General features: G+C 73.0%; 25 protein-coding genes. 7 read left to right on the forward strand and 18 right to left on the reverse strand.

The window, feature by feature from the left end; all coding sequences use genetic code 11:
• Nucleotides 1-6 precede the first annotated feature (6 nt).
• The 15 genes from AC07FV_RS07865 to AC07FV_RS07935 form a co-directional block, all read right to left on the reverse strand.
• Nucleotides 7-870, reverse strand: a complete 864-nt coding sequence (locus AC07FV_RS07865; RefSeq protein WP_479085458.1) for a carbohydrate ABC transporter permease — start codon at nucleotides 868-870, stop codon at nucleotides 7-9.
• Entirely contained in the window at nucleotides 867-1853 is a 987-nt protein-coding gene (locus tag AC07FV_RS07870) for a carbohydrate ABC transporter permease (protein ID WP_479085459.1), read from the reverse strand. Before AC07FV_RS07870 ends, AC07FV_RS07865 begins: the two co-directional genes overlap by 4 nt.
• Nucleotides 1854-1878: 25 nt before the next feature.
• Nucleotides 1879-3213: an ABC transporter substrate-binding protein gene (locus AC07FV_RS07875; protein ID WP_479085461.1), complete on the reverse strand. Its 1335-nt coding sequence runs from the start codon at nucleotides 3211-3213 to the stop codon at nucleotides 1879-1881.
• A 129-nt stretch (nucleotides 3214-3342) separates the two neighbouring features.
• Complete coding sequence (locus AC07FV_RS07880; RefSeq protein WP_479085462.1) at nucleotides 3343-4434, reverse strand: substrate-binding domain-containing protein; 1092 nt, start codon at nucleotides 4432-4434, stop codon at nucleotides 3343-3345.
• 92 nt (nucleotides 4435-4526) lie between these two features.
• A complete protein-coding gene (locus tag AC07FV_RS07885) occupies nucleotides 4527-4820 on the reverse strand; it encodes a gas vesicle protein K (protein WP_356604825.1) in 294 nt (97 codons plus the stop codon).
• Nucleotides 4817-5065, reverse strand: coding sequence for a gas vesicle protein (locus tag AC07FV_RS07890; RefSeq protein ID WP_479085463.1), 249 nt, complete (start codon nucleotides 5063-5065; stop codon nucleotides 4817-4819). The genes AC07FV_RS07885 and AC07FV_RS07890 overlap by 4 nt, the downstream gene beginning before the upstream one ends.
• On the reverse strand, nucleotides 5062-5991 hold the full coding sequence (locus tag AC07FV_RS07895) for a GvpL/GvpF family gas vesicle protein (protein WP_479085465.1): 930 nt from the start codon (nucleotides 5989-5991) through the stop codon (nucleotides 5062-5064). The genes AC07FV_RS07890 and AC07FV_RS07895 overlap by 4 nt, the downstream gene beginning before the upstream one ends.
• Complete coding sequence (locus AC07FV_RS07900; RefSeq protein WP_479085466.1) at nucleotides 5988-6398, reverse strand: gas vesicle protein; 411 nt, start codon at nucleotides 6396-6398, stop codon at nucleotides 5988-5990. The genes AC07FV_RS07895 and AC07FV_RS07900 overlap by 4 nt, the downstream gene beginning before the upstream one ends.
• Nucleotides 6399-6416: 18 nt before the next feature.
• The gene (locus tag AC07FV_RS07905) at nucleotides 6417-7358 is read right to left on the reverse strand and encodes an SRPBCC family protein (RefSeq protein WP_479085468.1); all 942 of its coding nucleotides are present in this window, start codon (nucleotides 7356-7358) and stop codon (nucleotides 6417-6419) included.
• Nucleotides 7355-8029, reverse strand: a complete 675-nt coding sequence (locus tag AC07FV_RS07910) for a hypothetical protein (RefSeq protein WP_479085470.1) — start codon at nucleotides 8027-8029, stop codon at nucleotides 7355-7357. The genes AC07FV_RS07905 and AC07FV_RS07910 overlap by 4 nt, the downstream gene beginning before the upstream one ends.
• The gene (locus tag AC07FV_RS07915) at nucleotides 8026-8304 is read right to left on the reverse strand and encodes a gas vesicle protein GvpG (RefSeq protein WP_479085471.1); all 279 of its coding nucleotides are present in this window, start codon (nucleotides 8302-8304) and stop codon (nucleotides 8026-8028) included. Before AC07FV_RS07915 ends, AC07FV_RS07910 begins: the two co-directional genes overlap by 4 nt.
• Nucleotides 8305-8308: 4 nt before the next feature.
• On the reverse strand, nucleotides 8309-9115 hold the full coding sequence (locus AC07FV_RS07920) for a GvpL/GvpF family gas vesicle protein (RefSeq protein WP_479085472.1): 807 nt from the start codon (nucleotides 9113-9115) through the stop codon (nucleotides 8309-8311).
• Nucleotides 9112-9624, reverse strand: coding sequence for a gas vesicle structural protein GvpA (locus AC07FV_RS07925; protein ID WP_479085474.1), 513 nt, complete (start codon nucleotides 9622-9624; stop codon nucleotides 9112-9114). Before AC07FV_RS07925 ends, AC07FV_RS07920 begins: the two co-directional genes overlap by 4 nt.
• Nucleotides 9625-9660: 36 nt before the next feature.
• On the reverse strand, nucleotides 9661-9978 hold the full coding sequence (locus AC07FV_RS07930) for a gas vesicle protein GvpO (RefSeq protein WP_383638531.1): 318 nt from the start codon (nucleotides 9976-9978) through the stop codon (nucleotides 9661-9663).
• Nucleotides 9979-10106: 128 nt separating this feature from the next.
• Nucleotides 10107-10265 (reverse strand): hypothetical protein, encoded by a 159-nt coding sequence (locus AC07FV_RS07935; protein WP_479085475.1) that lies wholly within the window; start codon nucleotides 10263-10265, stop codon nucleotides 10107-10109.
• Between the two features lie 474 nt (nucleotides 10266-10739).
• Between AC07FV_RS07935 and AC07FV_RS07940 the strand changes: the two genes are divergently transcribed.
• The 5 genes from AC07FV_RS07940 to AC07FV_RS07960 all read left to right on the forward strand — a co-directional run bounded on the left by AC07FV_RS07940 (nucleotide 10740) and on the right by AC07FV_RS07960 (nucleotide 16678).
• Entirely contained in the window at nucleotides 10740-12026 is a 1287-nt protein-coding gene (locus AC07FV_RS07940; RefSeq protein ID WP_479085476.1) for an MFS transporter, read from the forward strand.
• On the forward strand, nucleotides 12023-13843 hold the full coding sequence (locus tag AC07FV_RS07945) for an alpha/beta hydrolase family protein (RefSeq protein WP_479085478.1): 1821 nt from the start codon (nucleotides 12023-12025) through the stop codon (nucleotides 13841-13843). Before AC07FV_RS07940 ends, AC07FV_RS07945 begins: the two co-directional genes overlap by 4 nt.
• A gap of 16 nt (nucleotides 13844-13859) precedes the next feature.
• On the forward strand, nucleotides 13860-13988 hold the full coding sequence (locus tag AC07FV_RS07950) for a hypothetical protein (RefSeq protein WP_479085480.1): 129 nt from the start codon (nucleotides 13860-13862) through the stop codon (nucleotides 13986-13988).
• An 86-nt stretch (nucleotides 13989-14074) separates the two neighbouring features.
• A complete protein-coding gene (locus AC07FV_RS07955) occupies nucleotides 14075-15994 on the forward strand; it encodes a RiPP maturation radical SAM C-methyltransferase (protein ID WP_479085481.1) in 1920 nt (639 codons plus the stop codon).
• Nucleotides 15995-16024: 30 nt separating this feature from the next.
• Nucleotides 16025-16678 carry a DUF5825 family protein gene (locus AC07FV_RS07960; protein ID WP_479085483.1) on the forward strand — a complete coding sequence of 218 codons (654 nt, stop codon included), beginning with the start codon at nucleotides 16025-16027 and terminating at the stop codon, nucleotides 16676-16678.
• Between the two features lie 392 nt (nucleotides 16679-17070).
• On the opposite strand, the gene AC07FV_RS07965 is transcribed toward AC07FV_RS07960, so the two are convergent.
• Genes AC07FV_RS07965 through AC07FV_RS07975 form a run of 3 tightly spaced genes read right to left on the reverse strand, consistent with a single transcriptional unit; the run spans nucleotide 17071 to nucleotide 19095 of the window.
• Nucleotides 17071-17766 carry a class I SAM-dependent methyltransferase gene (locus AC07FV_RS07965; protein WP_479085484.1) on the reverse strand — a complete coding sequence of 232 codons (696 nt, stop codon included), beginning with the start codon at nucleotides 17764-17766 and terminating at the stop codon, nucleotides 17071-17073.
• A 46-nt stretch (nucleotides 17767-17812) separates the two neighbouring features.
• On the reverse strand, nucleotides 17813-18625 hold the full coding sequence (locus AC07FV_RS07970) for an SDR family NAD(P)-dependent oxidoreductase (protein WP_479085485.1): 813 nt from the start codon (nucleotides 18623-18625) through the stop codon (nucleotides 17813-17815).
• A gap of 20 nt (nucleotides 18626-18645) precedes the next feature.
• Nucleotides 18646-19095, reverse strand: coding sequence for a hypothetical protein (locus AC07FV_RS07975; RefSeq protein ID WP_479085487.1), 450 nt, complete (start codon nucleotides 19093-19095; stop codon nucleotides 18646-18648).
• Nucleotides 19096-19627: 532 nt separating this feature from the next.
• On the opposite strand from AC07FV_RS07975, the gene AC07FV_RS07980 reads away from it, so the two are divergent.
• Together AC07FV_RS07980 and AC07FV_RS07985 are read left to right on the forward strand one after the other, a co-directional pair.
• The gene (locus AC07FV_RS07980; protein WP_479085489.1) at nucleotides 19628-20122 is read left to right on the forward strand and encodes a hypothetical protein; all 495 of its coding nucleotides are present in this window, start codon (nucleotides 19628-19630) and stop codon (nucleotides 20120-20122) included.
• Nucleotides 20123-20240: 118 nt separating this feature from the next.
• A complete protein-coding gene (locus AC07FV_RS07985) occupies nucleotides 20241-22460 on the forward strand; it encodes a DUF1996 domain-containing protein (protein ID WP_479085490.1) in 2220 nt (739 codons plus the stop codon).
• Nucleotides 22461-22627 lie beyond the last annotated feature (167 nt).

The raw sequence follows: 22627 nt of genomic DNA on the forward strand, positions 1-22627 counted from the left end.
GCGGGGTCACTTGACGGCTCCGGCGGTCAGGCCGCTGCGCCAGAAACGCTGGAGCAGCACGAAGGCGAGGATGAGCGGCAGTACGGCGAGCAGCGAACCCATGATCACCACGGGGTAGTACTCCGGCGACACGGAGGCCGCGCTGTTCCACTGGTACAGCCCGAGACTGACGGGATACAGGTCCTGGTCGGACAGCATCACCATGGGCAGGAAGAAGTTGTTCCAGATCGCGGTCAGCTGGAAGAGGAAGACCGTGACCAGGCCGGGGCCGAGCATCCGCAGCGCCACCCGGGCGTAGGTCGTCAGCTCGCCCGCCCCGTCCACCCGTGCCGCCTCCAGCACCTCGTCGGGCACGTAGCCCCGCGCGAAGATCCGGCCGAGGTAGACGCCGAACGGGTTGAACAGCACCGGGACGAACACCGCCCAGAAGGTGTTGACCAGGCCGGCCTCGGACGCCATCAGGTACAGCGGCAGCGCGAGCACCGTCTGCGGCACCATGACGGCGGCCAGGACCAGGCCGAACAGCTTCTCCTTGTGCCGGAAGCGGTACTTGTCGAAGGCGTAGCCGCAGGCGACGCTCACCAGCGCGCCGACCGCCGCGCCCACCACCGCGTACAGCAGGCTGTTGACGTACCAGCGGCCGTAGAGCCCGCCGTCCATGGCGAACAGGTCGGTGAGGTTGCGTCCAAAGGAGAAGTCGCTCAGGGACAGCAGGTCGCTGCCGAACAGCGCGTCCCGGGTCTTGGTGGAGGCGAGCACCAGCCACAGCACCGGCAGCAGCGTGTAGAGGACGGAGATCGCGACGACCGCGTTGACCGTCGCCCGGCCCAGCATCCCCCGGCGCGGCCGGGAGGTGTCGGTGGCGCTCATCGGGCCTCCTCGGTGTCGGCGCGGCTGGTGAAGCGGGTGACGCCGTAGGACAGGGCGATGGTGCAGACGAGCAGGACCACCGAGGCGGCCGCGGCGAGGCTGTAGTTGTTCCGGGTGAAGGCCGCGTCGTAGATGTACATGCTCGGCGAGAACCGCGAGTTGATCATCGGGGACGACTGGCTGAGCAGCATCGGCTCGGTGAAGAGCTGGAGCGCCCAGATCAGGGTGAAGATCGACACCATGACGATGGAGGCCCGCACCAGCGGGGTCTTCACCTGGAGCGCCGTGCGCACGGGTCCCGCGCCGTCCACGACGGACGCCTCGATCACCTCGCGCGGCACGGCCTGGAGCGCCGCGTAGAAGACCACCATGTTGTAGCCGAGGTTGCTCCACAGGGCGATGTTCACGATGGACGGGATCACCGTGTGCACGCCCAGGAAGTCGATCGTGATGTCGCCCCGGGCGAAGAGTTCGATGACCGGGCTGATGCCGGGTGTGTACAGGTACAGCCAGATCAGCGCCGCGATGATGCCGGGCACCGCGTGCGGCAGGAACAGGCCGAGCTGGGCGAGGGCGCGCAGCCGGACCACGCCGGAGTCCAGCAGCAGGGCGAGGGCTAGGGCGAGGGCCACCATCAGCGGGATGTAGATCAGGCAGTACAGCGCGACCGTGCCGAGCCCGCCCAGGAAGGTGGGGTCGGTGAGGACGGCCGTGTAGGAGCGCAGGCCGACGAAGACCGTGCGTTCGGGTCCGAAACCGAGGCCGGGCTGGTCGTCACTGAAGAAGCTGAGGTACACGGCCGTGCCGACGGGGATCAGGAAGACGGTGGCCAGCAGGGCGAAGAAGGGCGTCATGAGGACGCCGCAGGCGGTCAGTTGCCGCCGCTTCGCCGCTCTTCGGGCGCGCAGGCCCGAGGCGGAGGGCGCCGGTACGGTGGCGCGGGACGCGCCGGCCGGCACCCGGGGGTGGGTGGTCGTGGTCATGGGGTGTCACCTGCCTTTCGTCGGCTCAGGTGCTGTGCTGGGTGGTGGACAGGCCGAGCGCCTCGAGGTCGGGCATGGTGCCCTCCTGGGCGGTGCGCAGGGACTCGACGAGGCTTCCCCGGCCGCCGCCGACGCGGGCGAAGGAGTCCTGCATGACCTTCTGGGTCGCGCTCATCCGAGGACCCCACAACCAGTTCTCGCCGATCTTCTCGGCCTCCCGCTCGAACAGGGTGTAGATGTCCTGCCCGCCGTAGTACGACCGGTCGAAGGCTTCGCGGCCCACGGGGACCAGCCCCGGAGCGGCCGGATACTGGCTGCTGGTGCCGCTGGAGAGGCGGGCGCGCAGGGCGTCGGGGTGGGAGACCTGCCACTCGATGAACTCCATCGCGGCCTCCGGGTGACGGCTGTCCTCGGTGACCGCGAAGGTCGAGCCGCCGTGCGTGCCGGCGGAGGGGGCGGAGCCGTCCCACTGGGGCATGGGCGCGATCCGCCACCGGCCCTTCTGCCCGGGCCGCGCGTTCATCTGCGCCCCGGCGTCCCAGGCGCCGCTGAGCCGGGTGAGGACGAGTCCGTTGCCGATCTGCGCGTCGGACTGTCTGCTCTCCACGGCGTTCATGAAGACGTCGTCCCGGTCGATCAGCCGCTGCCAGTACTCCGCCACCCGTCTGGACGGCGCGTCGGCCAGGGAGACGTTCCAGGCACCCCCGGAGGTGTCGAACCACTGGGCGCCCGCCTGCCAGGCGTAGCAGGCGAACTGGGTCATCCCGTCGGTGGGGAACAGCACCAGCCGGCGGTCGGGCGCCTTGCGGCGCACGGTGGCGGCCTGCTCGGCGAACTCGTCCCAGGTGCGCGCGGCCCGCAGCCCGTAGTGCTCGAAGAGGTCGGCGCGGTAGTGCATGACCATGGGCTCGACGTCCAGCGGCACGCTGAACACCCGGCCCTCGAAGGTGGTCAGCCCGAGCGCCTGGGGGAGCAGCCTGCGGCGCAGACGGTCGCTGACCAGGTCGGTGAGGTCACGGGCGACGCCGTCGATGGCGTACCCCGGCACCTGCGGATACTCGATGGTGGCGACGTCCGGCGCGTTGCCGGCCCGGGCGGCGTTGCTGAGCTTGGCGTAGCCGCCCTGCCCGCCGGAGGGGATCTGCTGGAAATCCACCTGGACGGTGCGGTGCGTGCGGTTGAAGGCGTCGACCACCTCCTGGCTGCCGCGCAGGGCGGACCAGAAGGTGATGCGCGTGGTGGTGCCCGTACGGGTCGACGATGCGCCGCTTTCCCCGGTGCAGGCGCTCACGGCTCCTGTCAGGGGTACGGCGGCCATCGCGGCCAGTACGGAACGACGGCTGGGTGGTCGTCCGGGCATGGCGCCTCCCGCGGCTCCTGCGGGTCCGCGGCGGACGCGCGGACACGGCTGTTCGGGACACGGGAATCCTGAACGCCCTGACTCAAACGGTCAATAGATCGATCAGAAGAAAATAAAACGCTCAAACGCTCATTCAGTACTCGGTGCGGTCGATCCCCGCACCCTCAGCCGCGGCAGCAACTCCACCCGCCGCCCCGGCCGGGCCCCCGGCGCCTCGGCCAGCCGCTGGAGCAGCAGTTCGGCGGCCATGCGCCCGACCTCGGTCTTCGGCGGCGACACGGCCGTCAGCGGCGGCGAACCCAGTCCGGCCACGACGTCGTCGTACGCCACCACCGAGCAGTCCTCCGGCACCCGTACCGCCTCCTCCGCCAGACGCTGGACGACCATCAGCGCGTCCACGTCCCCGTGCAGCACCAGGGCGGTCGCCCCCACCTTGCGCATCAGGGCGGGCAACTCGGCCGTCTCGTCCGCCGCGTACGGCCCGTCGGCACCGGCCTCCGGCGCGATGAGCGTCCACGCCCACCGCTCCACCAGCGGATGCGCCCCGGCGATCTCGGTGAAGGCGGCCCGCAGCGAACGCGCGGTGGGGCTGTCGTGGCGCGTGGCGAACACGATGCGCCGGTGACCGAGCCCCACCAGGTGCTCCACGGCCAGGTGCGCGCCGTACCAGTGGTCCGAGCACACCGAGTCCAGGGCGTGCAGGGCGCTGCCGCGCCACGGGCGGCGCTCCATCAGCACCGTCGGCACCCCGAGCGCGGCGAGCCACTCGTGGTCGGCCTCCTCCTCGGCCCGGCGACGCCAGCGCGGGGCGATCAGCAGACCGTCCGCCCCCTCCGCCAGGGCCCGTTCCACCAGCGGGCGCTCGGCCCCCGCGGCCTGCGGCGCGAGGTGCAGGGCCAGGCGCAGTCCGGCCTCCTCCAGGACCGTGCGGGCGCCGTGCAGGGTCTCGTTGAGGTACGAGTGCCGTACGGGCACCACGACGGCCACCCGGTCCCCGGCCGCCGCACCCGTACCGGCGGGCTCCTCCTCGGCGGGCACCGTGGAGCGGACGACGCCGTGCCCGCGGCGGAGCCGGCCCTCGCGCGTCAGTTCCTCCACGTCACGGCGGACCGTCACGACGGAGACCTGCAACTCCTCGGCGAGGTCACGCACCCGCGCGGTGCCCCGCGCCCGGACCGCCGCCAGAATCCGCTGACGCCTGAGATCGACCGGCTCCCGCATCCGTTCTCCCCACCCGACAATGTTCGTTTGAGCGATTCGCCGTCATCATAGCGATCGCTCGTCGCGGGAGCGGGGACCGACCGGTGTCCTCCTCAGGGCTCGGGGTCCGCCAGGAGGGTGCCCAGGGGACCCAGGTCGAGGTTGAGGTCGGCGCGGCTCAGGCCGTGCTGCGCGCACAGGTCGTCCATGCGTTCGTCGAGCAGCATCAGCGCCGTGCCCAGCCGGTCCTCCTGGTCCGTGCTCAGCGTGCCCTCGTCGAAGCGGCGCACGGCCTGGCGCTCCATGAGCTGGCGCAGCAGCTCCACCACGGTGAGGACCAGGGCGGCCAGGTCGTTCGTGACCCGCTCGGGGTCCAGGTCGAGGGAGTGGGCCCGGGGCGCCGTCACAGCGGCCCGCTGTCCGGCCAGGGGGCGGGCATCCGTTCGCTCACCGACGACAGCAGGGCGTGCAGCGAGATCCGTACCAGCGGCACGTCCGCGACGGCCAGGACGAGGTCCCCGCTCACCACGACGCCGGTCGCCAGCACCCGGTCCAGCAGGTCGACGAGGGGCACACCGACCGGCGCGTACGGCTCGGGGCCGTCCCAGGGCACGGCCGCCGGGCCCGGCGTACGGGGGTCCACTTCGGTCATGCGCGGGCCTCCTGCTGCGCGGGGTCGGGTCCCGTGGGGTCGGGTCGCGTGGGGTCGGGTGCCGTGGGGTCGGGTTCCGTGAAGTCGGGTTCCGTGGGGTCCGATTCCTCGTCCCAGCGGGCGAAGGAGTACGGCATCCATGGGCCCGACGCCTCGATCCGGACCTCGCCGGACGGGTCCTCCGCGGTGAGCCGGGACAGTGCGCGGGTGAAGGCGGCCCTGTCCGCGTCCGCCACGAGGTAGGCCGCGTTGAGGAGTTGCGGGGCGCGCCGGCCCGTCAGCCGTTCGCTCTGCGGCCGGTGCCGGGTCGCGGCGACCGCGTACCGCCGCAGTTCCGCGTCGACCGCTTCCGCCGCGGCCCGGGCCCGTTCGTGCGCGTCCTGCCGGTCGCGCCGCCGCGCGCTGACCCGGCTGAGGTAGGCACGGCCGCCCGCGGCGGGACGGGGGCCGGCGCCGGTGCCCGTGCCGGCCGGCGGGGCGACGGGGGCCGCCTGCTCGGCGGCGTGCACCTTCACCGCCCACTCCGTACGGTCCCGGAGCCGGTCCAGCAGCGCCTCCAGGACCGCCCTGCGGGGGGCGAACGCCTGCCGCGCGGTCCGGTCGCTCCGGTACAGGGTCGCCATCGGCAGCGGTACGACGGAGCGGCCCCTCCCGCCCGCGGCCTCCACGCCGCGGTGGTGGGCGCGGGCGCAGCGCTCCAGATCGGCGGGCCGGTTGAGCCGCTCCGCCAGCGCCTGCTCGTCGAACAGCGCGGCCGGCACGTCCTGGACGACCAGGCAGAGACCGTCCGCGCGCAGGACGCGCAGCGGACCGCCCTCCTCGTGACCGGTCGTCGCGGCCAGCGCGGTCTCGTCGGGCGGGGTGCGGGTGACGGCGAACACGCAGACGAGGGCCGGGGCGTCCGGCCGGATCGCGACCGTACTCACCGGGCGGCCTCCGCCGTCTCCCCGGACGCCCCCGCCAGGGAGCCCTCGGAGTCCCGCTCGCCCTGCGGCGGGCCCTCCGGCGACTCCTCCAGCGCTTCCTCCAGTGCGTCGAGGCGGGCCCGCAACCGCGCGTTCTCCTCCGCCAGTTCGTCCCGCGCGGCCCGGGACGACAGCGCCGGGTCGGTCTCCCACCAGTCGATGCCCGCCTTCTTGGCGGTGTCCACCGAGGCGATGAACAGCCGGAGCCGGATCGTGAGCAGCTCGATGTCGAGGAGGTCGATCTTGATGTCGCCGGCGATGACGATGCCCTTGTCCAGGACGCGTTCGAGCAGGTCGGCGAGGTTGCCGGTGACGGGCGCGTAGGGCTGGCCGTCCGGTCCCGCGAAGCGGTGGTCGACGTCTGTCACTGCGTGCTCCCCGGGCGGTCAGCGACGCCGGCGACGAGGCCGCTCGTCGTCCTCGTGGGAGTCGTCCTCGTCGTCCCCGTACGCCTCGTCCTCGTCTTCGTCTTCGTCGTCCTCGTCCTCGTCCTCGTCGTATTCACCTTCCTCGTCGTCCTCGCTCTCGTCGCCCTCGTACTCTGCGCCGTCCTCCGCGTCGGTGCCGTCCTCGTCGGCGTCGGCGTTCTCCTCCTCCAGCGCCTCCTCATGGCTCTTCACGACCTCGCCGTCGCGGATCTCGCCGCGCCAGCCCTCGACTTCCTCGTCGCCCAGCAGGGTCACGTGCCGGGCGAAGTGCTTCAGGTCGAGCCGCAGCCGACGGCCCTGGGCACGCCAGAGGTTGCCGGTCTTCTCGAAGAAGCCCGCCGGGTAGTACTCCACGACCAGCACGATCCGGGTCAGCCGGGGTGCCAGTTCGTGGAAGGTGACCGAACCACGGGTACTGCCCTTCGCGCCCTCGGAGGTCCAGACGATCCGCTGGTCGGGGACCTGCTCCTGGACGGTCGCCTTCCAACTCCGACTGGACGGGCCCACCTTGACGTTCCAGTCCGACGTCACCTCGTCCTGCGCGCTGACGCTGCGGACGCCCTTGGTGAAGCCGCTGAACTCCTCGAACCGGGTCCAGTGGTCGTAGACGGTGCGCAGGGGGACGCCGATGTCGACGGTCTCCATGATGTGCGTCGCCTTGACGCTGCCGCCGCTCGCCTTGCTCCGTGTGTTGCCGTTGCCGTTGCCGTTGCCACGGTCCTTGCCGCCTTCGGAGCCTCGGTCGCCGGCGGACTCGGTGAGCCGCTCGGTCAGTCCTCCGATCCGCTTCCCGGCCTTGCCCACGAGACTGTGTCCCGAGGCGGCGAGGTACCCGCCGAGCGCGTCCTTGAGGTCACCGAGGGGCGACGCCCCACCGTTCTCCTGCCGGTCCGGAGTCATCCGCGCCCACCTCCGCGCCTGCCGCCCGGAGCCGTCTTCTTCGCGGGCGCGCCCTTCTTCGGAGGCACGCCCTTCTTGGCCGGAGCGGCCTTCTTCGCGGCCTTCTTCGAGGCGGCCTTCTTCGCCGGAGCCTTCTTCGCGGGCGGGGCGGTCCTGCGCGGCGGAGTCTTCTCGCTCGTCCTGCGGGGCGCCGCGGCGGGGCGCCGGTCCTCCTCGCGCTCCTCCTCGTCGAAGTAGGCGTCCTCGTCCCCGGCGTCCTCCCGCTCGGCGCGGTCCTCTGCGCCGCGGTCGTCGTACTCGTCGTCGTACTCGTCGTCATACTCGTCGTCGTACTCGCCGGACCGGTCGTCCCACGGGCCGCCGCCGGTGAGCGCGTCGGTGCGGTCGCGGAGCGTGTCCGCGAGACCGGTCAGCCCGCGGTTCGCCGCGGCGGTGACGGCGGCGCGTCCGGCGGTCAGCAGTTCGCCGCGGACCTGATCCGTCAGTTCCCGCAACTGAGGCGTCCCTTGCAGGCCGGTCAGGCCCTGGGAGAGGACCTGACCGGGGGACAGGCCGAGCCGCCGGCCCGCGAGGTAGGAGCCGACGACGAGGGCCAGTCTGGCCTTCTTCCTGCGTCCCAGGAGGTATCCGCCCGCCACGGCCGCCACCATGGTCGCCCTGCTGTCGCTCATACGGGCCTTCTCTGCGCTCGGTCCACGGTGGTGGCGCGGCCGGTGGGCCGGGCCGTGCGTTCGAGGAGGGTGAGCAATCGGTCCTCCTCCCGTTCGAAGGTCGCCTCGTCGATGGCGCCCTCGTCCAGGGCGCGGTTGAGGGCGGCCAGCCGCGTCTGGACGACGCGCGGGTCGTGGGCCTGGCGCCGGGCCTCCTGCAGCAGGTGGTCCGCGATCCACGCCGTGCCGCGCACCGGCGCGAGGGGCAGCAGCAGGAGACCGCTCACGATGCCCACCTCGTCACCGCCCGTCCGGTGCGGGGCCGGGGTCGACGAAGCTGTAGCAGGGCAGGGGCCCGGTCAGGCTGATCGCCAGCCGGTCCCCGCAGGTGCGCGCCAGCTCGTCCACCGCCTGCCGGAAGAGTTCCTCGTCGGCGGCGCGCAGCAGGAACGACGCGCTGAGCACCTGCTCGTCGTCGGTCCGTCCCCGCACCGTGCGTACGGCGAGCGGGGCCAGGCGGTCGAGCACGTCGCCGGCCGCGCGCCCGGCCTCGCGGCGTACACCGCGGGCCAGCGCCTCGCCCAGCCGGACGTTGCCCTCGTAGTCCGGCCGCCGCCGGGTGCGCAGCGCAAGGGCCCGCAGCCCTTCGTCACGACGCACGAGATCGGCGAAGTGGCCGGGCACGACCGTTCCCTTGACGTTGAACTCGACGCACCCCCGGACGTCGTCCAGCTGCCGCTTCAAGTGGGCGGCTTCGGAACGCAGTTGGGAGGCCAGGGCATCCGGCCGGGGACTGAGGACCGCGAACCGCATCGGCAGCAGCGGCCCCTGCGCGGCCAACTCGTCCAGCACGGCCTGATGGGCCAGCAGGTCACGGCGCCGGGGCCGGAGCCGTGCGGGGGCGGACGACACCGCCGCGCACAGTCCGGACTCGGTCAGCAGCCGTACGGGGGCACCGTCGACCCCGGGGGAGCGGGGGGTGCCGACTCCGGCGGGCGTGATCCCGTAGACGTACAGCGCCCTGGGGGCAGCGGCCTCGGCGGTGCCGGCGTCGCAGCCGGCCGTGGGAGCGCTGCTGGTGGGGGCACTGGTGGTGGGGGCGGTCATTCGTCCTCCGTCTCCGTGCGTCGGCGGGGGCGGCTGCGCGGGCGGTCGTCCTCCGCGCGGGGGCGTGCGGCCGTGCGGCTGCGGGGCCGCTGAGCGGCACGGCCGCGTTCCGCACGCTCACGGGGGCGGGCTTCCTCCTCCTGCGCCGACTCCTCTTCCTCCTCCTCGGGGGTGAGGATGTCGCGCACCTTGTCGGTGAGGGAGCGTGCCGTGTGCTTGGCGCCCGCCTTGCCTATGGTCTTGGCGACCGGACTGCCGAACATCTCGGGGACCGTCTTGGAGCGCACGTCGTGCTCCAGGTCCAGGCGGTTGCACGCCTCCGCGAAACGCAGGTACGTGTCGACGCTCGCGACCACGATGCGGGCGTCCACCTTGAGGATCTCGATGCCGACCAGGGAGACGCGTACGAAGACGTCGATCACCATGCCGCGGTCGAGGATGAGTTCGAGGACGTCGTAGAGGGTTCCGGCGCGGGGCGCGCAGACGACCTCGTCGTCATAGGTGATCATGCGGTGGTCCTTCCGGGGGCGGGCCCGACGGCCCGGTCACTGGTCCTGGGCACCGCGCCGGTACCGGGCGACCCTGCGGTACTGGAGCAGGTCGCCCGCCGAGTCCAGCTCGACCTCGTAGGTGGCGAGCAGGCTGGTGGTGTCGGGGATGCGCGCCACCTCCAGCACGTCCACCCGGACGATCCAGCCGTCGTCCTCGCTCCGGCACACCGCGGAGACTCCCTCCAGGCGGTGCCGGATCAGCTCGCCCAGGGCGTCGGCGGCGTGCTGGGCGGCGTCCCGGGCACCCCGCACGGCACGCTCGCGCGTGGTCGTGGAAGTCGTGCCGCGCCGTCGCCCGCCAGGTTCTGTCATGCTGCCCACTCTGGCCGCGGCACCGGGTCCGCGCGTGCGCAGTTACCCCATCCGGGGGCTACCAGGACCTGCCGCTTCGGTCAGCGTCGGGTCCGGATGAGGATGCCCGCGAGATGGAGTGCGGCCCGTCACGCGGTGGTGGGCTTGTCGGTTCGTGTGGACTGGGCGCGCCCCTGCCGAGGGGGGATGCACGGCTCGACGCTGTTCCGCTGCTTGTAGGCCTGGCTGCCGAAGCCGGGTGGACGGCTGTCGAGTCGGGCCTCGCCGCAGGCGGGCGCGGACGGCACGTGAGGAATTCTCGAGGGACGCCAGCCGCTGAGGCTCGTGCCGTGACGAAGTGATTCATCAGCGATGAGTGCCGCTCCCCGCAGGGGCGCGGCACTGCGATGCCACGGGGGCACCTGACGGTGTGAACTGGCCATCCTCGGCCCGGGAAGCACCGGCCCCGATCCGGACCCGCCCCCGTCCGACGTCCTCCCGGACCGCTTCGGCAGGCTCGGCGCTTGACCAGAAGCAAGCCGACGACACGCCTCACACATCACAAGCGTCTCCCACACCTCACCCTCCCCGCGGACGGCACCGGAACACACCCCTCCCTTTGCTGCGGTCCCGAAATCCCCACCCCCTCCGGACTTCCTCGCGCTTTCCAGCCAACCGATCCGCGACCTTGTAGCTCGTTCGAGGCGCTGGCTACGATCCCGCTCGCTTCTCTTCGCTTTCTGCACAACCTGCACGGTTGCTTCATCAGACTTGGGGGGATCGTGGAGTCGTTCAGGCAGACGGGAGCGGCGCGCCCCCGCGATGGGTTACCCCGGCCCCGGTTGCTCCGGGGCCGCCGCGACGCTTCCGATTCCGGGCGTGATCCGTCCGCCCGGGACTTCCGCCTTTTCTGGTGGGCCAACGCCGTTGACGCTGTGGGCACCCAGGCGTCCGGCGCCGTCCTTCCCCTGCTGCTCCTCGGTCTCGGGCACTCACCGCGGACCGCGGGGCTCGTCGCCGGGCTCTCGCTGGCCGCGGGCCTGCTGCTCGGGCCGCTCGCCGCCGTCCCCGCCGACCGCGGCGCGCGCAAGACGATCATGTTCTGGTCCGCCGTCGTCGCCGCGCTGGCCATGGGCTCCGTCACCGCGACCCTGCTCGCCGGACACCTGACGCTTGCGCACCTCGTGGCCGCCGTCCTCGTCGAACGGTTCGCCACCGCCTGTCACGACGCCGCGTCGCGCGGCACGGTCGCCCTCGTCTGCCCGCCCGACGACCAGCCGCGTGCCGTGGCCCGGCTCGCCGCCGCCGACCAAGGCGCACTCATCCTCGGCCCGGCCCTCGGTGGAGCCGCGTACCAGCTCTCCCGCGCTCTGCCGTTCGCCGCCGACGCTCTCTCCTACGCCGTCGTCGCCGGCTGCGTACGGGCCATGCGCACGGATCTGAAGGCCGCGGCGGCTCCTTCGGGCGAAGGGCTGTGGCGTGCGGCCGCCGCCGGGCTGCACCTGGTGCGACGACGGCCGTTGCTGCGCCTCGTGCTGGTGTGGATCGCGCTGGTCAACGGGGTGGCCGCGACGCTCTACTACTCCGCGGTCTTCGCGCTGGAACGTTCCGGCAGTGGTGCGCTCCCGCTCGGCCTCGTCCTCGCCGTCACCGGCGCCGCGGGTCTGGCCGGATCCCTCGCCGCGCCCAAGGCCGCCGCCCGCCTCGGCGCCGCCCGCACCCTCACCACGGTCACCTGGCTCCTCGCCCCGCTCACCGCGGCCCTCGCCCTCGCCGACGGGCCCTGGGCTTACGGCGTGCTGCTCGGCGCGATCGGCCTCCTCGTGCCGCTGCCCGCCGTCGTCCTCCAGGCCCGTGCCCTGCTGACGACCGAGCCGGAACTGCAGGCCCGCGTCGGCGCCGTCATCGCCACCGCCTCCGGCGCCACCGCGGCCCTCGCTCCGGTCCTGGCCGGTGTCTTCGCAGGCCGGCTGAACTCCGCGACGCCCGCGCTGGGCTGTGCCGCGCTCCTCGTCCTGCTCGCCGCGCACACCACCCGGCGCGCCGCCCTCACGGAGGCCGCCGCATGAGCCGCTTCCAGGTGTTCCGCGCCGCGCTGCCCGAGGTGTGCGCCACCGATCCGCACCGCATGGTCTTCACCGCCGACGCCGAGGGCCGCTGCGAGGTCTTCACCTGGGACGCCGCCGCCCGCCGCGCCCGCCGCGTCACCGACCGCCCCGGTGGCACCCTGCACGGCGCGATCGACGCCGACGCTTACGTGTGGTGGTTCGCCGAGGACGCGCATGGCGTCGGTCACTGGCAATGTCAGCCGTTCGACGGCCCCTTGACCGGCGGCCCCGGCCGGCCCGGCCTGACCGGCATCCCCGACGGCACCGCCCGCGGCCTCGCCGTCACCGCCGACGCCACCGTCGCCCTCGGCATCGGACTGGGCGACCACACCACCGTCAGCCTCGGGACACGCGGCGGCCCCGGACGCGAGGTCACACGGGTGAACGGCCCCGCCGCGCTCGCCGGACTCGCCCCGCACGGCGGCCTCCTCGCCCTCACCCGCACCGCCGACTCGCCCCGCGCCGTCACCCTCCTCACCCCCGACGGCACCGAGGTCGCGGCCCTCCCCGGTGACGGCCCGCACGGCAGACTGTGGGCGCTCGGCTTCGGCCCCGCGCCCGGCGACCCCCCAACCCTGCTGCTCGTCCGCGAGCGCGGGGACCGCTACACCCTCGTCACCTGGACCGCCGCCACCGGTACCGTCACCCACGACTGGTGTGCCCTGGACACCCAGTTCACCGCCCGCTGGTACCCGGACGGCGGCGCCGTGCTGATCCGGCAGGACCGGCACGGCCGCTCCCTGCTCCGCCGCGCCGACCTCGCCCGCCGCACCCTGGGCCCCGTACCGACCCCGCCCGGCACCCTCCTGGACGCGGCCCCGCGCCCCGGCGGCGACCTGCACACCCTCTGGACGGACAGCGCCCACCCGCCCCGCATGAGGTCCACGGCCGGGACACCGCTGCCCCCGCTCGGCACCGTCGACGGCCGCGTGCCCGGCATCCTGCGCGACATACACACACCGGGACCGGACGGCCCGGTACACACGTTGCTCAGCCTTCCCGAGTCCACACCCGGGCCGCACCCCGCCGTGTTCCTGGTCCACGGCGGCCCCGCCGACCACGACCGCGACGCCTACGACGGCACCGTGCACTCCCTGGTGGCCTCCGGGTTCGCCGTGGCCCGCGTCAACTACCGCGGCTCCACCGGATACGGGCCGGGCTGGCAGCGCGCCTTCCGCGACGGCGTCGGCCACACCCAGGTCACCGACCTCGCCGCCGTCCGCGCCGACCTCGTGGCGCGCGGGCTCATCCGGCCGGACGCCACCGGACTCTGGGGCACCTCCTGGGGCGGTTACCTCGTCCTGCTCGCCCTCGGCACCCGCCCCGGGCTCTGGCAGGCGGGTGTCGCCGTCAAACCCGTGGCCGACTACGCCGCCGCACACGCCGCCGCCACACCTGCCCTCCGCGCGCTGGACGAGCGGCTGTTCGGCGGCACACCCCAACAGATACCGGACGCGTACGCGCACAGCTCGCCGATCCGCTACGCCGCCCGCGTCCGTGATCCGCTTCTGGTCGTCGCCGCCACATACGACGCCAAGTGCCCGCCCGCGCAGATCCGTCCCTACCTCGCCGCCCTCGAAGCGGCCGGTGCCCCGCACGAGTCACTGTGGCTCGAGTCCGGGCACGACGGCTACGACGGGGCCGACCACGTGACCGTCCTGCGCCGCGCGGTGCGCTTCCTCGACCGCACGCTCCGGCGCACCGCCCGCACCACCCCACCCCCCAGACGCCCCGCTCCGGCCGGAGAGGGGTCAGCGCACCACACGGTCGAACACTAGAGAGAAGGCGAAGCCCATGCAGAAGGACGTCATCCACAACGACCCGCTGGCCGAGGACGAGACGAACCGCAAGCCGAGCATCGGCATCACGGTCACCGTCCCGTTCCGCAACGCAGAGGACGGCGACGACACCGTCGAGGACTGACCCTCACCGGTCGGCCCCGGGGCGCCCCGGGGCCGACCGGCCCGCACCGTCGCCCGCCCCCGCACCCCGTCAGGAGAGATGCGCCCATGCGCGTACTGCTGGTCAACATGCCCTGGTCGCCCATCGACCTGCCGTCCCTCGCCCTCGGCATCCTCAAACGGAGCGTGGACGAGCGCGTGCCCGGTGCCAGTGCCGAGGTGCTGCACGCCAACCTCATGTTCACCGACTGGATCACCGAGCGCACCGAGTTCACCGGCGACGACTACGAGTACTACGCCCTCTCCTCCTACTTCATGGGCTGCGGCGACTGGGTCTTCTCCTCCGCCCTGTACGACGACCCGGCGTGGCGCGAGGACGAGTTCGTGGCGACGATGAGCGGCAAGCTCAAGTCCGCGCGGATGAGGATGACCCGCGAACTGCACCGCATAGCACCGGAGTTCGTCGAGACGATCGCCCGGCAGATCGTGGCGAGCGAGCCGGATGTCGTGGGGTTCACCTCCACTTTCCAGCAGAACACCGCCGCGCTCGCGGCCGCCCGCCGCGTCAAGCAGCTCGCCCCGCACATCGTGACCGTCATGGGCGGAGCCAACTGCGACGGCGAACAGGGCGCCACCGTGCACCGCAACTTCCCCTTCGTCGACCACGTCGTACGCGGCGAGGGTGAGGCCGCCTTCCCCGAACTCCTGGGCGCGCTGGCGGAGGACGGTCCGCTCCACTCCATTCCCGGTTTGTGCCACCGCGACGCGGACGGCGCGAGTGTCGCCAACCCGATGGCCACCCGCCCGCTGCCGCCCGCCGCGATCCTGCCGCCCGACTACAGCGGCTACTTCGAACGGCTCGCCGCGTCCGTCGCCCGTAACTGGGTCGAGCCGAAACTCGTGGTCGAGGGGGCGCGGGGCTGCTGGTGGGGCGAGAAGCACCACTGCACCTTCTGCGGGCTCAACGGCTCCTTCATGGAGTTCCGCTCCAAGAGCCCCGACACCTTCTACGAGGAGATCATGGAGCTGGCCCGCCGCCACCGGGTCCTCGACATGTACGTCGTCGACAACATCCTCGACATGCGCTATCTCACCACCGTGCTGCCCCGCATCATCGACAGCGGCTACGACCTGCGCCTGCACATCGAGATCAAGGCGAACATGAGGCGCAGCCAGCTGCGCACCCTCGCCGATGCCGGACTCATCTACGTACAACCGGGCATCGAGAGCCTCAACAGCCGCGTGCTGGACCTGATGGACAAGGGCGTGAGCGGCTGCCAGAACGTGCGGATGCTGCGTGACGGCGCCGAGACCGGACTCTCCGTCGCCTGGAACTACCTGCACGGATTTCCCGGCGAGAGCGCCGAGGACTACGACCCGGTCATCGCCCAGCTGCCGGCCCTGGAACACCTGGACCCACCGGTCGACCTGTCCGCGCGCATCGCCATCGAGCGTTTCAGCCCCTACTTCGAACGCCCCGAACTGGGCTTCACCGGTCTGCGCCCCGAAGCGCACTACCGCTTCACCTACGACCTGCCCGAGGAAGAGCTGTACGGCATGGCGTACGTCTTCGAGGCGCCCGCCCGCGGCATCGGCGAACCCACCGTCAGCGCCCTCAACGACGCCCTCGCCGACTGGAAGAAGCACCACACCGACGCCCGGCTCACCCACGACGACCACGGCGACCGCATCGTCCTGGTCAGCCGTCGCCGCGCCTTCGACTGGCGGGTGAAGGAGCTGACCGACCCCTTCGAACTCGCCCTCTTCCGCCTCCTCGACCAGCCGCACAGCGTGCAGGCCCTCACCCGCAAGGCCGCGGCACGCGTGCCCGGGGCGGCCCGCGACGAGGACGGGGTCCGGCGGCTCCTCGACACCTGGCTCGCCCTCGGCATCGTCTTCGCCGACGCGGGACAGTACGTCCACGTCGCCCCGGCCGCCGTCAACGAGGATCTGCTGCGCCTGGACTTCATGCGGCACATCCACACCGAGGACGCCCCCGACGGTGCCGCCGTCCCCGAGCCGGCCTGACCCCTCCCCGCCCCGCTTCGAAGGAGCACGATGATCGCCACCCTCACCGCGCCGACGGTTCTCGCCTGGCGCGACTACGACCTCGCCGCGTGCAAGCTGCCCGGCATGTTCCTGGGCGAGCTGCCCCTGCCCGGCCCGGCGCGTGGCCAGGCCGCACGCTTGTGGGAGCTGGGCGCGCGCCGGGTGCGGCTGCCCGCCCCGGTCGACCTCTCCACCGGCGCGGACCCGGCGGCCGCCGTGTACGGGCTCTCCCTGGTCCGGGACCTGACCGCGCGGGCGGTCATGATCGAGTGGGAACTGCGCCTCGATGCGGGGGAGGGGGAGACCTGGCGACGGCTCAGCCATCTCCAGCCGCCCGCCGCGCTGCACGGCCCCGCCGACGCCGGGGAGTCGCTGCGCTCGTGGCGGCGCGGTCACTACCTGTGCAAGTGCCTGTGGCGCAAAGGCCCCGGCTTCCTGCAGATCCGCGACCGCCGCTGGGGAGAGCTGCGCCGCTTCACCGCCGACGAACCGGAGTACGACACCGCGGTCGGCCTGCTGGACCACGGTGCCCTCGCCGACACCGTCGACCGGGCCGCACTGGCCGACTTCCGCTCCGAGCACCTCGTCCTGGACGTCGGCCCGTACGCGTGGTGGCTGCCCTACCGTGTCAGCCGGTGGCTCCAGCAGTCGATCGCCATCTGAAGGAGCGGGGCTCGATCCTGGCCGAGGAAGCGCCGGCCGGCGGCGGTGGTGAACCCGGGAGCCCGGGAGAGCGGTCGTTCGTCCCGGGGGACGTCGCGCTGCCGCCGTTCCCGCGCCGGGCGATGACCCCACCGCTCATATGCGGCTGATCGGAGGGGCCGTCGAGGGCACCGGGGAGATGATCCTCGCCGCCGTGCCGGCGGCGGACGCCGACGACGACACCGACTGGGCTGACGGCCGCGCCGCGGTCCCTCGCTTCCACCGTCACCGCAGGCCAGGCAGGTGACGCATCCGCCCGCCAGGCGGTGATGGCGCGATCTGCGTGCCCCAGAGGGGTCCGGGCAGGCCCCGGACCCGGCCCCGGGCCGTTCCGGCCGACCGCACGCCGGACGTCAGGTGCGCGCAGTGGTGGTGTCCGGGCGCCGGGCGTGCAGGAAGAGGTGCGGCTCCGGCTGGGCGGCCGGGTGGGCCGGGGTGAACATCGACGCCTCCTGCGCCAGGATCTCCAGGCCGGCCTCCTCGGCCACGGCGGTGAACCCCTGCGCGGTGAAGCTGGAGACACGCACCGGCCGGCCCATGAAGGTGACGTCGACGCCCTCCACGTCCAGCGGCACGGTGGCCAGGACCATGAGGCCGCCCGGCCGCAGCACACGGACCAGGCCCCTGACGAGGTCCGCCTGCTCCCGCCGGTCCAGCTGGAGCAGGGAGAAGTACACGCACACCGCGTCGAACGAGGCGTCCTCGAGCGGGACGTCACGGATGTCGGCGCACCGGAAGGAGGCGGCGGGCACCTGCCGCGTCGCCAACTCCACCATGACGGGGGAGACGTCGACGCCGAGCACGTCGTGCCCGGCGTTCGCGAGTGTCTCGGCGGTGGGCCGGCCCGTGCCGCTGCCCACGTCCAGCACCCGGCTGCCCGGCGCGAGCCGCCCGAGCAGCCACTCCAGTGAGTGCCGGTGCGTCCTCGAAGCGGCGAACGCCTTCTCGTAGTCCGCGCCCAGCGCGTCGAACACGGCGGCGGCCGGTGGCCGTTGCTGGTCGTCGGTCACGACGGTCCCTTCGCTGGGCTGATCCGGTGCCGCGGGCATCGTCGCACCGCGGACGAGCCGCCGACAAGGGGACCGCCGGACCGCGCTACCCCCGGTCGGGGCTCCCTTCGGCGTCCGGCGCCGTCCCCGGCTCGGCCATCCGGCGGTGCACGGCGGCCTTGACGCGGTCCGGCAGGACCTTGTCGGCCACACCCTGGGCCTTGGTCTTCGCCGAGCCGGTCACCAGCTTTCCGCGCCCCTTCATGACGGCGTCGTACGCCTGCCGGGCGACCTGGGCGGGATCGTCCTTGTCCATGGCGCCGACCTTGGTGTCCTCCATCCCGGCCCGCCGGAAGAAGTCCGTCTCCGTCGGGCCCGGCATGAAGGAGGTGACCGTGACGCCGGTGTCCGCGACCTCCTCCTGGAGCGCCTGGGCGAAGGACTGCACGAAGGACTTCGACGCGTTGTAGACGGACTGGAAGGAGCCCGGCATCGTCGAGGCGACCGACGAGGTGAACATCAGCCGGCCCACCCCACGCGCCACCATGTCCCGCAGCAGCGGCTTGGCGAGCCGCACGGTCGACGTCACGTTGAGGTCGATGACGGACTGGTCGTCGGCCTGGTCGGTGTCGACGAAGGCACCGCCCTGCCCCACCCCCGCGTTGAGCGCGGCCACGTCCACGGTGAGCCCGGTGAGGGCGGCCACCAGCCGGTCCACGCCCTCGGCGGTCCTGAGGTCCGCGCGTACGGCCCGCACCTCGGCGCCGGTCTCCCGCAGCCGCTGGGCGGCGTGCTCCAGCCGTTCGTCCTCGGCGTTGACCACGAGGTCGTGGCCCTGCTCCCCGAACAGCCTGGCGAGTTCGTACCCGATTCCGCTGGACGCCCCGGTGACCAGGGCGAGCGGCCTGCTGCCGGACATGGTGACTCCTCCGTTCACATTCAGCGCAGTGCCTCGTAGACCGAGGCCGTGGCGAAGCCGTACACCAGGTGCGGCACGAGGTCCGACACCCAGGACGTCCGGTCCCACGAGGCGGGGTCCGTGACCCCGAGCAATGTGGCCGGCAGATCGCTGCTCACCATGGCGGCGGCGCCGAGCAGGGGACCGGCCACCCAGTCCGGCAGCGCCCCGCGGCGGCGGCGGAGCAGCCCGTAGGCCGCGCCGACCCCGAGGCCGGTGACGTAGCCGAGGAGGGCTCCGACGGCCTCCTCGCGGTGGTGCCCGGTCTCCTCGTCGCCCAGCCCGATCCCGGCCCGGTCGACGAACCGGTCCGCGACCTGGGTCGGGACGTCGCTGGGCCCCCGGCCGCGCAGCAGCATGTCACCGTACGTGGTGAGGTTCAGCGCGACGGTCCCGGCCGCTCCGGCGACGAGGCCTTTGGTCAGTGACATCCGGGGCTCCCTCGGCGTGGGCGCTGGTGCGCGGGCGGGTACGGCCGCCTCCGGGTTCCCCGAACCCGGAGGCCTAACAGGGCAGCCCTCGCGGAGCGCGTGTCCCGGTGGACCACTCCGGCTGCCGCCCACCGCGGGGCGGCCGGGGCCGTCGCGGCCGCGGCCCCCGGGTCGGTGTGTCGGTACCCGCCCCTAAGTTCACGTAGAAACCCGAGCTGCTCGACAAGACGAGCCGGTTCCGTGCCAAGGCTCTCGCGGCCGGCGTCCCGTCCACCGAGGTGGAGAGGTGGCTCGAGGCCGCCCGCCCGTGCGCCACCCTGGCGTCCACCGTGGACGGGCCGGTCGTGGGCCACTTCGGCGGGCCCGACCTGCTCCCCGCCGACGCTCCCCGACCCCCGGCGGGGCTGCACCTGACAGCGATGCCGGACCTCGCCGCGCTGCCCGACGACGCGACGACTCCGGCACTGCCCCCGACGGCCGACTCCTCTTCTTCGCCCGGCTCCATCCCGACGACCTCGACGCCTCCGGCCGGGTGCTGCACGTCCCCGCCGGCACGCCCCTCGTGGAACGCCCCGGGGACGACGGCTACGACCGCGCGGAGCTGCGGCTGCGGTACGACCTCTCCCTGCCGGACAACGAGGTGCTCATCGACCCCGTCGCGCACCCGCACGCCAAGGAACTGCGCCAGGCCTGGTCGGAGGTGCTGTACGAGGACGGGCACCCTCGCCACGAGACGCACCTGCAGCTCGACGGACACTCCAGGGACTCCTACGGCGAGGACGACCCCGTCACCGCGTCCGCCGCCATGGCGGCAGCAAGGGCGGGGAAGCCCGAGAGCGGGCGGGCCGACCCCTGGACCCGGCCCGGTCCCGACGACTGGGTGCTTCTCGCCCAGTGGTACGGCGGCGTCCTGGACTTCGGTGGCCTGCGCATCGGCGGTGACGTCTTCTGGACGGTCGCGAGGAAGGACGTGGAGGCGCGGCGCTTCGACCGGGCGACCGTCCTCGGGTGCTTCGCGGGCCCGTGAGGTGGTGCCGGATTCCGGCCGGCGCCTCCGGCAACGAGACGGACACGGCGTTCTCCGAGAAATCCCGGCACGTCTGAACGCTCCGGCCCCCGGCTCCGTATGGAGCCGGGGGCATTGCATGTCCGAGTCCGTCACGACACTGGAGCACGTCTTGGGACACAACAGGCGCAGACGCCCGACCGGGGCGCGCCGCGCGACCTTCGGAGCATTCGCGCTGATACTGGGGGGCGGCGGCCTGGTGGCCGTGAACGTGTTCGCCTCCGCGACCGAAGCCGGCAACCCCGCGGTACCCCTGGGAAGTTCCGGCGTGGCGGCCACGGTCGACTGCCCCGACCTGAGCGAACGGCTCACCGCGGTCGAGGAGCAAGCGAGGCCCGACGTCGACAAGGAACTGGCCCGGCTGGACGAGCAGATCGCCGCGGCCTACCTGCGGTTGCAGGAAGCCGCCCGCACCGCCGACGACGGCAAGGTCGACGAGGGCGCCCTCCTGGACCCGTTGAAGCAGGAGCGGGCCGCGACGATCGAACGCATCGTCGCCGCCGTCGACAAGGCCGGTGCCCGCCCCGAGGGCCTGGAAGCCCTGGCCTCGTGCACGCTGCGTCGCACCGAGATCGCGGCACCGGCCGCCGGGGACGGCGGGAGCGAGAGTCCCGGAACGGGTGGAGACGCCGGGGACGCCACGGACGCCGGGGACGGCGACGCCGCCGGCGGGGACGGGGCGACCGGGGACGGTCAGCAGCAGCCCGGCAACGGTGGGCAGGCGGGCAACGGGCCGGTGGCCGCGGACTACGTCGACATCAAGTCGGTCCAGCCGGGCGGCGCCGAGGCGGCACGGCAGAAGAACGCCTCGCGCGGCTCCTTCGCCACCAGCTGCGGTGTCAACGCCGAAGGCCTGTTCAACTCGGACAACATCATCGCCGCCCCCGGCGTCAGCAACGGTGCGCACCACTTCCACGACTACGTCGGCAACCAGGGCAACGACGCCTTCGCCAGCGACGAGGACCTGGCCGCGGCCGACACGAGCTGCGCGGACCAGGGCGACAGGTCCTCCTACTACTGGCCCGTGCTGCGGTTGCAGAACGGCACCGTCGAGAAGGACGCCGAGTCGCCCGGCGGCGGCATCGAGGGCAACGCCGGCGAGATCGTGACGCCCGCCGAGGTCACCCTGACCTTCCAGGGCAACGAGCGGGGCCGGGTCACGGAGATGCCGCGACTGCTGCGCATCATCACCGGCGACGCGAAGGCGTTCGTCAACGGCAACACCAACGCCAACGCCTCCTGGAGCTGCACAGGATTCGAGGACCGCCAGCTCAAGGACAAGTACCCGCTCTGCCCGACCGGCAGCGACGTGGTGCGCACCTTCACCTTCCAGAGCTGCTGGGACGGCCGCAACATCGACAGCGCCAACCACCGCACCCACGTGGCCTTCGCCGCCGCCGACGGCGCCTGCCCGGAGGGCTTCCGGCCCATCCCGCGGCTGGTGCAGCGCGTGGTCTACGACGTCGACGCGCCCAGCCTCCGGGACGGGGGGAAGACCGTCCCGCTCTTCGCCGTGGACTCCTTCCCGGAGCAGCTGCACAAGCCGGTGACCGACCACAGCGACTTCGTGAACGTCTTCGACGAGGACCTGATGCGGGAGATGGTCGACTGCATCAACAGCGGTCGTACGTGCGGTGCGGACACGCCCCCGGGTGCGGAGCCCGGCGAGGGGGAGGACCCCCAGGAGCAGCCCACCGGCACCCCCGAGGCCTCACAGCCCCCGGCCGAGCCGACCGCCACCGCCTCGGTTCCCGCGGACGGCGGCCAGGGCGGGCCGGACGACGGCCAGAACGAGGGACAGGGCGACGGTAAGGACGAGGGGACCGACGAGGGCACCGACCCGGGACAGGACGACGGTCAGAACGAAGGCGACAAGCCCGGGCCCCCCGCTCAGGAACCGACCCAAGGCCAGAACCAGAACGGCAACCAGAACCAGAACGAGAACGGCAACCAGAACGAGAACCAGGACCAAGGCCAGGACCAGGACCAGGACGAGGGCCAAGGCCAGGGCCAGGACCAGCCCCGTGGCAGCGAAGCCTCCCCCGCCGCCGAGCCCAGGGCTGCCACGACACCCGCCGCCGGCGCCCCGGAGGAGACCGGCGGCGTGACCGCGCCGCGGGCGACGCAGGCCGGGGGCGGCGGTGAGGAGGCGGCCGGTTCGGCGACCGCACCGCAGGCGGCCCAGGGCGATCTCGCCGAGACGGGCTCCGGCCTCGGTCTGTGGCCGGCGGCCGTCGGAGGCGTCCTCTTCGCCGGCGGCTGTCTGCTGCTGGTCCGCGCCAGGAGGCATGCCCGGTAGGGCGACGCATCCTGGTGACGACGGGCGGGCGGGGCAGATCCCGCCCGCCCGTCGGGCCGTGAGCCCTCCGGCCGTCCGTACCGAACACGCCAACGCGGCTCCGGAAGTGGCGCATTCACACTGTTGCCATTCCGTTTGCCCGGGCGCAGCCTGGTCTCCAGAAGCAC

The organism is Streptomyces sp. NPDC045956 (genome assembly GCF_056430705.1).

Coding starts and splice junctions, on each gene's coding strand:
- AC07FV_RS07945 (WP_479085478.1), top strand. CDS start 12,023: ATGAGCCGCTTCCAGGTGTTCCGCGCCGCGCTGCCCGAGGTGTGCGCC.
- AC07FV_RS07965 (WP_479085484.1), bottom strand. CDS start 17,766: ATGCCCGCGGCACCGGATCAGCCCAGCGAAGGGACCGTCGTGACCGAC.
- AC07FV_RS07960 (WP_479085483.1), top strand. CDS start 16,025: ATGATCGCCACCCTCACCGCGCCGACGGTTCTCGCCTGGCGCGACTAC.
- AC07FV_RS07925 (WP_479085474.1), bottom strand. CDS start 9,624: ATGATCACCTATGACGACGAGGTCGTCTGCGCGCCCCGCGCCGGAACC.
- AC07FV_RS07870 (WP_479085459.1), bottom strand. CDS start 1,853: ATGACCACGACCACCCACCCCCGGGTGCCGGCCGGCGCGTCCCGCGCC.
- AC07FV_RS07880 (WP_479085462.1), bottom strand. CDS start 4,434: ATGCGGGAGCCGGTCGATCTCAGGCGTCAGCGGATTCTGGCGGCGGTC.
- AC07FV_RS07865 (WP_479085458.1), bottom strand. CDS start 870: ATGAGCGCCACCGACACCTCCCGGCCGCGCCGGGGGATGCTGGGCCGG.
- AC07FV_RS07970 (WP_479085485.1), bottom strand. CDS start 18,625: ATGTCCGGCAGCAGGCCGCTCGCCCTGGTCACCGGGGCGTCCAGCGGA.
- AC07FV_RS07905 (WP_479085468.1), bottom strand. CDS start 7,358: ATGACTCCGGACCGGCAGGAGAACGGTGGGGCGTCGCCCCTCGGTGAC.
- AC07FV_RS07975 (WP_479085487.1), bottom strand. CDS start 19,095: ATGTCACTGACCAAAGGCCTCGTCGCCGGAGCGGCCGGGACCGTCGCG.
- AC07FV_RS07985 (WP_479085490.1), top strand. CDS start 20,241: ATGTCCGAGTCCGTCACGACACTGGAGCACGTCTTGGGACACAACAGG.
- AC07FV_RS07950 (WP_479085480.1), top strand. CDS start 13,860: ATGCAGAAGGACGTCATCCACAACGACCCGCTGGCCGAGGACGAGACG.
- AC07FV_RS07920 (WP_479085472.1), bottom strand. CDS start 9,115: ATGACCGCCCCCACCACCAGTGCCCCCACCAGCAGCGCTCCCACGGCC.
- AC07FV_RS07890 (WP_479085463.1), bottom strand. CDS start 5,065: ATGACCGAAGTGGACCCCCGTACGCCGGGCCCGGCGGCCGTGCCCTGG.
- AC07FV_RS07910 (WP_479085470.1), bottom strand. CDS start 8,029: ATGAGCGACAGCAGGGCGACCATGGTGGCGGCCGTGGCGGGCGGATAC.
- AC07FV_RS07875 (WP_479085461.1), bottom strand. CDS start 3,213: ATGCCCGGACGACCACCCAGCCGTCGTTCCGTACTGGCCGCGATGGCC.
- AC07FV_RS07930 (WP_383638531.1), bottom strand. CDS start 9,978: ATGACAGAACCTGGCGGGCGACGGCGCGGCACGACTTCCACGACCACG.
- AC07FV_RS07955 (WP_479085481.1), top strand. CDS start 14,075: ATGCGCGTACTGCTGGTCAACATGCCCTGGTCGCCCATCGACCTGCCG.